Annotated in this window: 13 protein-coding genes; 7 read left to right on the top strand and 6 right to left on the bottom strand. The window is 69.6% G+C overall.

Annotated elements, in window-relative coordinates:
• Nucleotide 1: 1 nt before the first annotated feature.
• Nucleotides 2-283: a hypothetical protein gene (locus ABE487_RS08140; RefSeq protein WP_346444332.1), complete on the bottom strand. Its 282-nt coding sequence runs from the start codon at nucleotides 281-283 to the stop codon at nucleotides 2-4.
• 133 nt (nucleotides 284-416) lie between these two features.
• Between ABE487_RS08140 and ABE487_RS08135 the strand changes: the two genes are divergently transcribed.
• The 6 genes from ABE487_RS08135 to ABE487_RS08110 all read left to right on the top strand — a co-directional run bounded on the left by ABE487_RS08135 (nucleotide 417) and on the right by ABE487_RS08110 (nucleotide 4,669).
• A complete protein-coding gene (locus ABE487_RS08135; protein WP_346451472.1) occupies nucleotides 417-1,007 on the top strand; it encodes a glutathione peroxidase in 591 nt (196 codons plus the stop codon).
• A 97-nt stretch (nucleotides 1,008-1,104) separates the two neighbouring features.
• Complete coding sequence (locus ABE487_RS08130) at nucleotides 1,105-2,019, top strand: FKBP-type peptidyl-prolyl cis-trans isomerase (RefSeq protein WP_346451471.1); 915 nt, start codon at nucleotides 1,105-1,107, stop codon at nucleotides 2,017-2,019.
• An 80-nt stretch (nucleotides 2,020-2,099) separates the two neighbouring features.
• Nucleotides 2,100-2,870, top strand: a complete 771-nt coding sequence (locus tag ABE487_RS08125; protein ID WP_346451470.1) for an FKBP-type peptidyl-prolyl cis-trans isomerase — start codon at nucleotides 2,100-2,102, stop codon at nucleotides 2,868-2,870.
• 55 nt (nucleotides 2,871-2,925) lie between these two features.
• A complete protein-coding gene (locus ABE487_RS08120) occupies nucleotides 2,926-3,168 on the top strand; it encodes a SlyX family protein (RefSeq protein ID WP_346444338.1) in 243 nt (80 codons plus the stop codon).
• 116 nt (nucleotides 3,169-3,284) lie between these two features.
• Nucleotides 3,285-3,923 (top strand): DUF2058 family protein, encoded by a 639-nt coding sequence (locus ABE487_RS08115; protein ID WP_346451469.1) that lies wholly within the window; start codon nucleotides 3,285-3,287, stop codon nucleotides 3,921-3,923.
• Between the two features lie 2 nt (nucleotides 3,924-3,925).
• The gene (locus ABE487_RS08110; protein WP_346451468.1) at nucleotides 3,926-4,669 is read left to right on the top strand and encodes a transporter; all 744 of its coding nucleotides are present in this window, start codon (nucleotides 3,926-3,928) and stop codon (nucleotides 4,667-4,669) included.
• A gap of 108 nt (nucleotides 4,670-4,777) precedes the next feature.
• On the opposite strand, the gene ABE487_RS08105 is transcribed toward ABE487_RS08110, so the two are convergent.
• The 4 genes from ABE487_RS08105 to ABE487_RS08090 form a co-directional block, all read right to left on the bottom strand.
• The gene (locus tag ABE487_RS08105; RefSeq protein WP_346451467.1) at nucleotides 4,778-6,187 is read right to left on the bottom strand and encodes an amidohydrolase family protein; all 1,410 of its coding nucleotides are present in this window, start codon (nucleotides 6,185-6,187) and stop codon (nucleotides 4,778-4,780) included.
• Between the two features lie 72 nt (nucleotides 6,188-6,259).
• Entirely contained in the window at nucleotides 6,260-8,974 is a 2,715-nt protein-coding gene (gene metH, locus ABE487_RS08100; RefSeq protein WP_346451466.1) for a methionine synthase, read from the bottom strand.
• Nucleotides 8,971-10,065 (bottom strand): homocysteine S-methyltransferase family protein, encoded by a 1,095-nt coding sequence (locus tag ABE487_RS08095; RefSeq protein ID WP_346444344.1) that lies wholly within the window; start codon nucleotides 10,063-10,065, stop codon nucleotides 8,971-8,973. Before ABE487_RS08095 ends, metH begins: the two co-directional genes overlap by 4 nt.
• Nucleotides 10,062-10,991 (bottom strand): metalloregulator ArsR/SmtB family transcription factor, encoded by a 930-nt coding sequence (locus ABE487_RS08090; protein WP_346444346.1) that lies wholly within the window; start codon nucleotides 10,989-10,991, stop codon nucleotides 10,062-10,064. The genes ABE487_RS08095 and ABE487_RS08090 overlap by 4 nt, the downstream gene beginning before the upstream one ends.
• A 154-nt stretch (nucleotides 10,992-11,145) precedes the next feature.
• Here ABE487_RS08090 and ABE487_RS08085 point away from each other — a divergent pair, with 154 nt between their 5' ends.
• Nucleotides 11,146-11,721, top strand: coding sequence for an NUDIX hydrolase (locus ABE487_RS08085; RefSeq protein ID WP_346451465.1), 576 nt, complete (start codon nucleotides 11,146-11,148; stop codon nucleotides 11,719-11,721).
• A gap of 43 nt (nucleotides 11,722-11,764) precedes the next feature.
• On the opposite strand, the gene serA is transcribed toward ABE487_RS08085, so the two are convergent.
• Complete coding sequence (gene serA, locus ABE487_RS08080; RefSeq protein WP_346444417.1) at nucleotides 11,765-12,997, bottom strand: phosphoglycerate dehydrogenase; 1,233 nt, start codon at nucleotides 12,995-12,997, stop codon at nucleotides 11,765-11,767.
• Nucleotides 12,998-13,133 lie beyond the last annotated feature (136 nt).

The raw sequence follows: 13,133 nt of genomic DNA, 5'->3' as shown, positions 1-13,133 counted from the left end.
GTCAGCCCCTCCCGCCGGTGCCCCGGGCGAATGAGAAGTAGGGCATCGCGATCGCGCTGCGGCCACGCCGGCTGCGGCTGCGCGGGGCAGCGTCCTGCGGTTCGGCATCGCCGATGGCGACGTCGCGGGCGGCGGCCGTGGTCGCGACGTTCAGTCCGCCTGCCGCCGAAGCGGTGGCGTCGCGGCCGGCCGACAGCGAGGGGGCAGCGGCCAGCAACACGGCGCACAGGGCCGCAGCGGAAACGCCACATGCGATGATCGGGGTCTGGAGCCTGCGGGTCATGGGACCGTCCTGCTCTGGTGGGTAGGTGTTGTAGGCAACTATAACACCACGGCAGGGGGTGTCAATGCCTCGCGAGGCGGACGTCCACCCAACTGATGGCATACGAAGGCCGGTGCCTTCACGGGAGTGCGCGATGCGAAGAATCCACCTGTCCATGATCCTGGCGACCTGTGCGGCGGGCCTGCTGGCCGCGTCACTGGCGATTGCGCAGTCGACGCCGGGACGCTCCGACCTGCTCGGCCACAGCTTTCGTCCGCTGGCCGGCCGCGAGCCGGTCGATCTGCGACGGACCTACGGCGGCGACGTGCTGCTGATCGTCAACACCGCCAGCAAGTGCGGCTTCACGCCGCAGTTCGAGGCCCTCGAGGGCCTGCACGCGCGTTATCGCGGGCAGGGCTTTGCGGTGCTTGGATTTCCGTCGGGCGATTTCAAGGAACAGGAGTTCGAGGACGAGCAGGCGATCCAGGACTTCTGCACGCTGACCTACGGGGTGAAGTTCCCGATGTTCCAGAAAGTGCACGTGGTCGGTCCGGACGCGGCGCCGCTGTACCGCCAACTGGCGGCGGCGACTGGGCAGGCGCCGCAGTGGAATTTCCACAAGTATCTGGTCGGGCGCGATGGCCGGGTGCTGGCGCAATGGGGCAGCCGGACCAAGCCCGACGACCCGCAGATCGTCGCTGCCATCGAGCGCGCGCTGCAGGCACCGCGACCGGCTGCGCGCTGAAGCGCATCTGAGTCGTCGCAGGTCGAGATTGCCCCGCGCCGCGCTGGCCGCGACAATAATCGGCTGCATCGCCCTGACCGGGCAGGAGAACCAACGGATGTCCAATCTGATGCGCGCCGGGGTCGTGGCGCTGCTCATCGCCGTCGGTGCCCAGGCCGGCGCCGCCGAGCCGGCCGCCGATCGCACCCAGACCAGTTATGTGGTCGGCCTGGATGTCGGCCGCTCGCTGGGCCAGGTGGGCGCGGACCTGGACATGCGCGTTTTCGAGCAGGCGCTCGCGAGCGCGCTCGACGGCAAGCCGCCGTCGCTGCCGCCCGAGGAGACTCGACAGCTTGGCGTGGCGCTGGCCCAGCGCATCGCGGCGCGCAGCGGCCGTCCGGTGCCGGGACTGCCGCCGGGCAGCGAGCCGCCCGCGATCGACACGACCAAGGTCAGCCAGATGGTGGCGGTGGATATCGCCCGATCGCTCGCGCCGCTCAAGGACGAGATCGAGGTCGCACCGCTGGTGCGTGCGGTCGCCGACTCGATCGCAGGCCGGCCGCCGACGCTCGACGAGGCGCGGATCGCGCAGATCCGCGAGGCGATGGCGGGCCGGACCCAGGCACGCGCCGCCAATGCCGCCGAGGCCAATCGCCGCGCCGGCGCGGCGTTCATGGCCGGCAATCGCGGCAAGCCCGGGGTGTTCGCCACCGCGTCGGGGATCCAGTACAGCGTCGAGCGGCAAGGGCAGGGGCCGCGCCCGCGTGCGGGCGATCGCGTCCGCGTGCATTACCGCGGCACGCTGCTCGACGGCACCGAGTTCGACAGTTCCTACGGACGCGGCGGGCCTGCGGTGTTCGGCCTGGACCAGGTCATCGCCGGTTGGACCGAGGGCCTGCAACTGATGCCGGTCGGCGGCAAGTACCGGTTCTGGATCCCGGGCGACCTGGCCTACGGGCCGAAGGGCAGCCCGCCCAACATTCCCGCCAACGCCACACTGGTGTTCGACGTCGAGCTGATCGACATTCTCTGATCGCGTTTCCATTCCCGCGGCGTTTCGCTGCCGCTTTCGCACGCTCAATTCCGCAATCCTTTCTCCCGGAGTCCTTCAAGATGAAGACCACATCGCGTATCGCCCTCGTCGGCCTGGTGGCCGTGCTGCCGCTGGCGATGATCGCCTGCAAGCCGATCGACAAGGAGACCGGCAAGCCGGTCCAGGGCGCCGCCGACGCCAGCGGCGAGGCCGCCAGCAGCACCGAGATCGCCGGGCTCAAGACCGAGCGCGAACAGGTGAGCTACATCATCGGCAACCAGATGGGCGAGTCGCTCAAGCAGGTCAAGGACGAGATCGACCTCAAGACCCTGCAGCGCGCAATCGCCGAGACGCTCGACGACAAGGCCATCGAGATCACCGACGAGCAGGCGATGAAGGTGATGCAGTCCTTCGGTGAGCGCATGCAGGCCAAGCAGCTTGCCGAGATGCAGGAGAAGGCGAAGACCAACGCCGCCGAGGCCGAGACGTTCTTCGCCGAGAACGCCAAGCGAGAAGGCGTGCAGACCACGGCGTCGGGCCTGCAGTACCGCGTCGTTACCCAGGGCACCGGCGCCAAGCCCGGTCCCGAAGACACCGTGCGCGTGCACTACAAGGGCACGCTGCTCAACGGCGAGACCTTCGACAGCTCCTACGATCGTGGTGAGCCGGCGCAGTTCGCGCTCAACCAGGTGGTCCCGGGTTGGCAGGAAGGCCTGCAGCTGATGCCGGTCGGCAGCAAGTACGAACTGTGGATCCCGGCCAAGCTCGGCTACGGCGAGATGGGCTCGGGTCCGATCGGTCCGAACCAGGCGCTGACCTTCGAGGTCGAGCTGCAGGACATCGTCAAGTGATCCACGCACCGTCGCGGCGCGCATCGCCGGGCCGCGACGGTGGGGATGCCGTGCGATGACCGGTGCCAAGATCGATGCCGAGGTCCATTCGGCGCTCGAGCAGCGGGTGACCGAATTGGAGACGCGGCTGGCCTTCCAGGAACACACGATCTCCGAGCTCAACGACGCGCTCACCGCCGCGCGGCTCGAACTCGTGGCCCAGACCGGCCTGTTGCGCCGGGTCATGGACGACCTGCGCCAGGCGCGTACGGTGCAGTTTCCGGACCCGGGGCAGGAGCCGCCCCCGCCGCATTACTGACGCGTCCGCATGATCGAAAGTCCAGTGCCGGGCCTGTGTGCCCGGTCGGTGCCCGCCACCGCTGTTTCATTGTTCTCCATGTCCACTGTTTCCGTTCCAGGCGAGGTCCTTCCTCCATGAGCGATACCCTGCGCGACCAGCTGCTCGGTCTGGGCTTCAAGGCGCCGGCCAAACCGGCCAAGCCGCCACCGCGCCGCGACGAGCGCCGGGGACGTCCGGACGAGCGCCGCAGTGGCGGTAAGCGGGCCGAGGGGGGGCGGCCGGATGGACCGGCGCGGCCGCCCGGCCGACGCGATGCACAGGGTCCACGCAAGCCGCGGCCGCTGCGCGAGGACATCGACCTGGCCAAGGCCTATGCGATCCGCGCCCAGCGCGAAAAGGACGAGCGCATCGAGGCCGAGCGCCAGCGGCAGGAACAGGCCCGGCTGCGCCGCGAGGCGCGCGCCAAGCTCGAAGCGTTCGTCAAGGACAAGGCGCTCAACCGCGCCGATGCCGATATCGCCCGGCATTTCGAATATGGCGGCAAGATCAAGCGCATCCATGTCGATGCCGAGCAACTGCGCGCGCTCAATGCCGGCGAACTCGGTGTGGTGCAGGTCAACGGCCGCTACCTGCTGGTGACCGCGGCGGTGCTGGCCGAGGCCGAAACGATGTTTGCGCAGGCGGTCGCGCTGAAGGTGGACCCGTCCACACCGGTGGGCGACGACCCCTACAGTGATCCCAAGTACCAAGTGCCCGACGACCTGGTCTGGTGATCATGCGCGCCGCCGGGCTGTGCCTCGCATTGTTGCCGGTCGGCACCACCTGGGCGCAGGAGATCGCATTCGACCGACCGGGGATCGGGTTCTCGGCGGCCGTGCTCGCGCCCGGGCAGGTGGCCTGGGAGCAGGGCCTGCCTGACTTCGAGCACGATCGCGACGAAGGCGTGCGCACGACTGAAACGACCGCCGGCAGTACGCTGCGCGTGGGCCTGGGCGCAGCGCTGGAGGTGCAGCTGTCGGCAGCGCCGTGGCAGCGCACGTCGACACGCGATGCCGGTGGCGCACGGCAGGTGGCCGAGGGCGCGGGCGACAGCAGTGTCGGCCTGAAGTGGGCATTGCCCAGCGCCGGTGCGCTCGACTGGGCGCTGCTGGCACGCTACGGCCTGGCGACCGGATCGCGCGGGCTGCGTCCCGACACCCACCTGCGCAGCTTTGGCGCGTCGGTCGAGGGCGAGACCGACGGCGGGCGCGGCTACGCGCTGTTCGCCGGCTATCAGCACGACGACGACGGCAGCGGCTGGCAGATCGCGCCGAGCCTGGACCTGTTCGAGGCCGGCACGTTCGCCGGCTATGTCGAGGCGGGTGTCGGCGGCGGAACGCAGGCCGGGACGGTCATCGGCAGCGGCCTGACCTGGCGTCCGCAACCGCGGGTGCAGTTCGACTTGTCGCTGCTGCGCGGGGTCGGCGGCGACGCGACCGATTGGCAGGGCGGCTTCGGCGTGGCGGTCGGTTTCCGCTGACGGCGTGGGTTGGAAGGGGCGACCGCGCGGCGCCCACGGCGATCGAGCGCACGGCAGCACGCGAGATTCTGCGTGACAATCCGACTCTGACCCCGGTTCTGGGGTGACTCAAGGCGCGCGGTACTCGGCAACCGGGCCCGCGACCCTGCGGCCGGCCTGCCAGACTGCTGCGATCGTGCGCAGGTTGCGGATGTCGGCCAGTGGGTCGGCGGCGACCACGATGAAGTCCGCACGTCGGCCCGGCTGCAGCAGGCCGCGGTCGTCCAGGCGCAGCAGGTGCGCCGAATCGCGGGTCGCCACCGTCAGCGCCTGTTGCGGGCTGAAACCGGCCTGCATCATCAGTTCGAGTTCGCGGTGCTCGGCGAAGCCCGGCACGCGGCGCGGCAGCGCGCCGGCATCGGTGCCGAACCCGATCCGGACGCCGGCCTCGCGCAGCGTCGACAGATTGCGCAGGTTCGTGGCGAGCGCGGCGCGCGCCTTCGCGGTCTGTGGGTCGCGCAGCGTGTCGGCACGCCACTGCGGATCGGACCACTGGGCGCGGACTGCCTCGGGCAACGCGTTGCGCAGGAATGGCGTTTCCAGCCACTCGGGATGCTCGGCATAGATGTAGTTCGCCTCGTCGATCTGCAGCGTCGCGATGTAGCCGGCGTTCGAGGTGCGCAGCGCGGCGACGAACGCCGGGTCGACCGGCTGGTCGCGCACGCCGTGGGCGACGATGTCCAGGCCGCTGGCGACGAGATCGGTGGCCGGCGCGAGATCGTGGATATGCGCGGCGGCAAGCAGCTTCTGGCGATGGGCCTCGTCGATCGTGGCGCGATAGACCTCGGGTGCCATCGGTGCGACCTGGCCGCCGAGGGCATCGACCCACAACTTGACGATGTCGACGCCGCTTTCCGCCTGCGCCCGGACCGCGGTGCGGGCCGCGGCGGCGGTCGCCGGGCGCGCCACTGGATCGTGCACCAGACCCATGTTCGCGGCGGGCGGCGCGCCGCCGGGTGCGCCGATGCCGCCGCCTGCGCCGAGCAGTTGCGCACCCAGTGTCGGATCGCCGGTCACGGCGTTGCGGATGTCGCCGAACGCCGCGCCGTTCATGCCCAGCGACATCACCGTGGTGACCCCGTAGGCCTGGAACTGGCGCAGGTCGCGCGCGACGTGCGTGCGGGTGTAGAAGCGGTCGCCGTGGGCGGTGCCCTCGGTGTTGCCGACGTGCGCGTGGGCGTTGACCAGGCCGGGCACGATGAACCGGCCGCGGTAGTCGATGCGCTCGGCGTCGATGGGCAGGTCGTCGGCGTCCGGCTGCGCGATGCGTGCGACGAGGCCGTCGCGGATCACCAGCGTGACCTGGCCCAGGTCGCGCTCGCCGTCGAACACCCGAGCATGCTCGATGACGATCGGCGGGGGCGAGGGCGGCGCATCGGCTTGCATGGTCGCCGATGGGCCGGTAACGGGACTGCAGGCGGCGGCCAGGCAACCGATCGCGGCCAACGTCAGGGCGCCGGCGGTACGGCGTCGAAGCATGCACAGATCCTCAGCGCGAAGCAGGCGCCGAGGATAGCGGGGCGGTCGTGATGGGCATGCGCAGCCCGGCGCTCAATCCGGGTCGTAGTCCAGATTCGAGGCCAGCCAGCGTTCGGCCTGCGCCAGCGGCACGCCCTTGCGCTTGGCGTAGTCGTGCACCTGCTCCTTGGAAACCCGGCCGACGACGAAGTACTGGCTGCGCGGATGGCTGAAGTAATAGCCCGACACCGCCGCGGTGGGCAGCATCGCGAAGCTCTCGGTCAGCGTCATGCGAGCGTTGGCCTCGGCGCCGAGCAGGTCGAACAGCGTGCGCTTTTCGCTGTGCTCGGGGCAGGCCGGGTAGCCTGGGGCAGGGCGGATGCCGCGGTACTGCTCACCGATCAGTGCGTCGTTGTCGAGCGCTTCGTCGGCCGCGTAGCCCCAGTAGTCGGTCCGCACGCGCTGGTGCAGCCGTTCGGCCAACGCTTCGGCCAGACGGTCTGCCAGCGCCTTGAGCAGAATCGCGTTGTAGTCGTCGTGTGCCGCCTCGAAGCGCGCGACGTGCGGCTCGATCCCGATGCCCGCGGTGACTGCGAACGCCCCGATCCAGTCCTGCACGCCGCTGTCGGCCGGCGCGATGAAGTCGGCCAGGCAGAAGTCCGGCCGCTCGACCGGCTTGTCGACCTGCTGGCGCAGGAAGTGCAAGCGGACGCGGCCGTGCGCGTGCTCGGGGACGACCACGTCGACATCGTCGCCGACGCGGGTCGCCGGCCACAGCCCGAATACCGCCTTGGCGGTGAGCCATTTCTCCTCGACGATCCGGCGCAGCATCGCCTGTGCATCGGCCAGCAGCTCGCTGGCCTGCGCGCCGACGATCTCGTCGGTCAGGATCGCTGGATACTTGCCGAACAACTCCCAGGCATTGAAGAAGGGAGTCCAGTCGATGACCGGCAGCAGGTCGTCGAGCGGGTAGTCCTCGAACACGTGCAGGCCGGGGCGGCGCGGCGTTGGTGGCACATAGGTCTCCCAGCCGCCGTCGAAGGCCTGGGCGCGCGCCTTGTCCAGTGCGACCAGCCGCTTGGCGTCGCCGCGATTGGCGTGGCGCGCGCGGATCTCGGCGTAGTCGGCATCGTTGGCGGCGACGAAGGCCGGTCGCAGTTCGGGGCTGATCAGCGACTGCACGACGCCGACGGCACGCGAGGCGTCCTTGACCCAGACGGTCGGCGCGCCGTAATGCGGCGCGATCTTCAGCGCGGTGTGCGCGCGCGAGGTGGTGGCCCCGCCGATCAGCAACGGTAGCGCAAAGCCCTGACGCTTCATCTCGCGCGCGACGTGGCTCATCTCTTCCAGCGATGGGGTGATCAGCCCCGACAGGCCGATGACATCGGCCTGCACCTCACGGGCTTTGTCGAGGATCGTCTGCGCCGGCACCATGACCCCCAGGTCGACGACCTCGAAGTTGTTGCAGGCCAGCACCACGCCGACGATGTTCTTGCCGATGTCGTGCACATCGCCCTTGACCGTCGCGATCACGATGCGGCCATTGGACTTGCCCGCATCGCCGGTGCGCGCCTTCTCGGCCTCGATGTGCGGCAGCAGCCAGGCGACCGCCTTCTTCATGACCCGCGCCGACTTGACCACCTGCGGCAGGAACATCTTGCCGGCGCCGAACAGGTCGCCGACGACGTTCATGCCGGCCATCAGCGGCCCTTCGATGACTTCCAGCGGCCGCGCGAACTGTAGCCGCGCTTCTTCGGTATCGGTGTCGACGTACTGGTCGATGCCGTGCACCAGGGCATGGGTCAGGCGTTGCTGGACCGGCGCTTCGCGCCAGGCGAGTGTTTCGGTCTTGGCCGCACCCTTGCGGCCCTTGTAGCGCTCGGCCAGTTCGAGCAGCCGTTCGGTCGCGTCGGAGCGGCGATTGAGCACGACATCCTCGACGCACGCGCGCAACTCGGGATCGAGTTCGTCGACGATCGGCATCGCGCCGGCGTTGACGATGCCCATGTCCATGCCGGCCGCGATCGCGTGGTACAGGAACACCGCGTGGATCGCCTGGCGCACGACCTCGTTGCCGCGGAACGAGAACGAGACGTTCGACACGCCACCCGAGACATGGCAATGCGGCAGCGTGGCGCGGATCTCGCGCGTGGCCTCGATGAAGTCGACCGCGTAGTTGTCGTGCTCGGGGATGCCGGTGGCGATCGCGAAGATGTTCGGATCGAACACGATGTCCTCGGGCGGGAAGCCCACGACTTCGGTCAACAGTCGGTAGGCGCGGGTACAGATCTCGACCTTGCGCGCGCGGGTGTCGGCCTGGCCGGTCTCGTCGAAGGCCATGACTACGACCGCCGCGCCATAGCGCAGTACCTTGCGCGCCTGTGCCAGGAACGTCGTCTCGCCCTCCTTGAGCGAGATCGAGTTGACCACGCCCTTGCCCTGCAGGCAGCGCAAGCCGGCCTCGATCACGCTCCACTTCGAGGAGTCGACCATCACCGGGATACGTGCGATGTCGGGTTCGGCGGCGATGAGGTTCAGGAACGTGGTCATCGCCCGCTCGGAGTCGAGCATGCCCTCGTCCATGTTGACGTCGAGGATCTGCGCGCCGCCCTCGACCTGCTGGCGCGCGACCTCCACCGCCTCGGCGTAGCGGTCTTCGCGGATCAGCTTGCGGAACGCGGCCGAGCCGGTGACGTTGGTGCGTTCGCCGACGTTGACGAACAGCAGTTCCGGGGTGATCACCAGCGGTTCGAGGCCCGATAGGCGAGTGAAACGCGGTGCTGGAGACTGGCCTGCGGGCGCGCTCATGCGGCGTCGGCCCGGTGGCCGACCGGCGTGCGCGGGGCGACATTGCGCATCGCGTCGGCAATCGCGCGGATGTGTGCAGGCGTGGTGCCGCAGCAGCCGCCGACGATGTTCAGCAGCCCGGCGGTCGCGAATTCGTGCAGGGTCGCGGCCATGTCTTCGGGGGTTTCGTCGTAACCGCCGAAGGCATTGGGCAGCCCGGCATTGGGGTGGCAGGAGACATGGACCTCGGCGATCTGCGCCAGGGTGTCGACGTGGGGCCGCAGGTCCTTGGCGCCGAGTGCGCAGTTGAGCCCGATCGACAGCGGCCGCGCATGGCGCAGCGAGTACCAGAACGCTTCGGCGGTCTGTCCCGACAGCGTGCGGCCCGAGGCGTCGGTGATCGTGCCCGAGATCATCACCGGCACCCGGCCGCCGAGATCGTCGAACACCGTCTCCACCGCGAACAGCGCGGCCTTGGCATTGAGGGTGTCGAACACCGTCTCGACCATCAGCACGTCGGCGCCGCCCTCGATCAGGCCATGGGCGGCCTCGCGGTAGATGCGCACCAGGTCCTCGAACGTCACCGCGCGGAAGCCCGGATCGTTGACGTCGGGGCTGATCGATGCGGTGCGGCTGGTTGGGCCGAGGATGCCGGCGACGAAGCGCGGCCGCCCGGGCGTGCGCGCCTGCGCGGCATCGCAGGCCGCGCGCGCGAGCGCGGCGCCCTCGCGATTGAGTTCGCGTGCCAGGTGCTGCAAGCGGTAATCGGCCAGCGACACTGCGGTCGAGTTGAAGGTATTGGTCTCGACCAGGTCGGCGCCGGCCTCGAGATAGGCGGCGTGGATGCCGCCAATGATGTCGGGCCGGGTCAGCGTGAGCAGGTCGTTGTTGCCGCGCTGGTCGGCGGCCTCGCAGCCGCAACCGGCGCCATGGGCATGGCCGTCGACAGCGTGCAGCGCGTCGAAGCCGCCGGCGAAGCGCGTGCCGCGGTAATCGGCCTCGGTCAGTCCATGCTGCTGGATCATCGTGCCCATGCCGCCGTCGAGCACGAGGATGCGCTGCGCGAGCGCGGCCTCGAGCGCGGCGACGCGGTCGGGGTGCAGCCAGGTCACGGCTTTCTCGCGATGATCGAGATCACCTGGAAGTGCGGCGGCCGCTTCTCGCGCGTCACCGTCTCGGCGCTGTGGATCTCCAGCCCGGCCTTGGTGACGAAGCGGCGCAGTTCCTTGTCAGGGAACCCCAGGTTGGCATGGCCGTAGGCCTGCACGACCGCTTCATGGCCATGGCGGTCGAGGCTCGACAGCAGCAGCCGGCCGCCGGGGCGCAGCACCCGCGCGGCCTCGGTGACCGCCTGCGCCGGGCGCGTGGCATAGGTCAGCGCATGCATCAGCACGACGAGGTCGAAGCTGGCGTCCTCGAACGGCAGCGCGTGCATGTCGCCTTCGCGGACCTCGACGTTGCGGAAGCGCTTGAGGCGCTCGGCCGACGCGGCGACCACGCGCGCACTTGCATCGAGACAGACGTAGCGATGGGCGTGCGGCGCCAGCAGTTCGGCGAGGACGCCATCGCCCGAGGCGATGTCGAGCACGTCGCCGGTCTCGAGCAACGGCAGTGCCGAGCGCGCGAGGGCTTCCCAGGTCCGCCCGGGCGAGTAGTGCCGCTCCATGTCGCCGGCCACGCTGTCGGCCCAGTTCTGGTCTGCGGCGCGCATCGCCAGCACCGACGGGATGCGTTCGGCGTCCTGGCGCAGCAACGGATCGTCGCTGCCGGTGCTCAGCGCCTGCCACAATGCGCGCTGTGCCGGGTCGAGCGCGGCGTCGTCGAATCGGTAGTAAGCCGACACGCCGGCACGGCGATCGCGGACCAGGCCGGCTTCCTTGAGGCGCGCCAGGTGCGTGGAGACGCGCGGCTGCGCGAGTCGGGTGATCGACGACAGCTCGGCCACCGTCAGTTCCTCGACTTCGAGCAGCGCCAGCAGCCGGACGCGGGTCGGATCGGCGAGGGTCTTGAGCCGCGCCGACCAGGCTTCCAGGTCCATGAATATCTCCATATCGCGATACAGAGATAATTTTCGGCGCGGGGCGGGGTGCGGTCAAGCCGCAGGCATTCTGCGTTCGGGTGCCGGCCACCTTGCAGCCGCGCGGCCGAGCGCCGATGCTGCGCGTCCCCACGCTGCTCCAGGTCCGCACCGCATGTCCGCTTCCCGCCCATCGCGCGCGCCAGCGCTGGCCGCCGCCTTCGCCCACTACGCGGTTCGGCATCCTGACGAGCGTGCGACCGTCGATGAGTTCGTTGCGCTGCTCGACGATCCGCTCGATCCGTTCGTGCGCGAACGCCTCGCGGGCCATTTCACCGCATCGGCGCTGGTGGTCTCGGCCGACGGCCAGCGCACCTTGCTGACCCACCACCGCAAGCTGAATCTGTGGCTGCAGCCGGGTGGCCACGCCGACGGCGACATCGACCTGGCACGCGTGGCGCTGCGCGAGACCGAGGAGGAGACCGGCCTGCAGGGCGTGGCGGTGCTGCCGGCGATCTTCGATCTCGATCGGCACTGGATCCCCGAGCACAAGGGCGTGCCCGCGCACTGGCACTACGACGTGCGCTATCTCGTGCGTGCCGGTGCCGACGAGCGTTTCGCGGTCAGCGCCGAATCCCATGCGCTCGCGTGGCGCCCCCTTGCCGACGTCGCCGCCGGCACCGAGTACGACGCGTCCTTGCGCCGCATGGCGCGCAAGTGTCTGGACGGGTGGGGGATTCCGGTCGGCTGAGCTTCGCGAGGGCCCGCCGGCCCGATGCCCCGATCCCGATGGCCTAGTACAGCACTCGCGTGCGCAGCGTGCCGTCGATCTTCGACAATTCGCTGCGCAGGCGCTCGGCCTGCTCGCGGGTCGCGCCGACGTCGATGACCACGTAGCCGACATTGGCGGTGGTGCGCAGATACTGGCCGTCGATGTTGATCGCCTGGCGCGAGAACACCTCGTTGATCTTCACCAGCACGCCGGGCACGTTGCGGTGCAGGTGCAGGATGCGGTGGCTGCCGACATGCTCGGGCAGCGTGACCTCGGGGAAATTGACCGCCGACAGCGTGCTGCCGTTGTCGCTGTAGCGCACGAGCTTGGCGGCAACCTCGATGCCGATGTTGTCCTGCGCCTCGAGCGTGCTGCCGCCCACGTGCGGGGTCAGCAGCACGTTGTCGTGGGCGGCCAGCGGGGAGTCGAAGACGTCATCGTTGCCCTTGGGCTCGACCGGGAACACGTCGATCGCCGCGCCGCCGACATGCCCGGTGCGCAGCGCGGCGTCGAGCGCGTCGATGTCGACCACGGTGCCACGCGAGGCATTGATCAAGTGCGCGCCGGGCTTCATCGCGGCGAGCTCCGCGGCGCCGAACATCAGCTTGGTCGCCGGGGTCTCGGGTACGTGCAGGGTCACCACATCGCTGCGTGCGAGCAGGTCGTCCAGCCCGGTCGCGCTGCGGGCGTTGCCAAGCGAGAGCTTGGTCTCGATGTCGTGGAACAGCACCTGCATGCCCAGCGATTCAGCGAGCACGCCGACCTGGGTGCCGATATGGCCGTAGCCGACGATGCCCAAGGTCTTGCCGCGCGCCTCGTGGCTGCCCAGCGCGGACTTGCTCCAGCCGCCGCGATGGCACTGCGCGTTCTTCTGCGGGATGCCGCGCAGCAGCATGATCGCCTCGGCGACCACCAGTTCGGCGACGCTGCGGGTGTTGGAGTAGGGCGCATTGAACACCGGGATGCCGGCCAGTTCGGCTGCTTCCAGGTCGACTTGGTTGGTGCCGATGCAGAAGCAGCCGACCGCGAGCAGCCGGCGCGCGTGGGCGATGACCTCAGCGCTGAGCTGGGTGCGCGAGCGGATGCCGACGATGTGCGCATCGGCGATCTTGGCCAGCAGTTGGTCTTCGGGCAGCGACTTGGGATGCACCTCGATCTGCGTGTAGCCGGCGGCCTTGAAGGTGTCGACGGCGCTCTGGCTGACACCTTCGAGCAGCAGGACGCGGATGTCCGCGCGGGGAAACGAGGTCTTCATCGAGGCTGCGGCCGCCGGTCGGGAGGAGCGCATCATGGTGCCAGAAGGCCGCCGCTGTTGCAGCGCAGCAGATGGTGTCGGACCGAGAGATGCGCGCCAGCCGCTTCGGCCGCGGACCGAGGCGGCGCGGATGCTG

The organism is Luteimonas sp. TWI596 (genome assembly GCF_039674105.1).
Taxonomy (GTDB): domain Bacteria; phylum Pseudomonadota; class Gammaproteobacteria; order Xanthomonadales; family Xanthomonadaceae; genus Luteimonas.
This window is presented reverse-complemented; position numbering and strand designations above follow the sequence as displayed.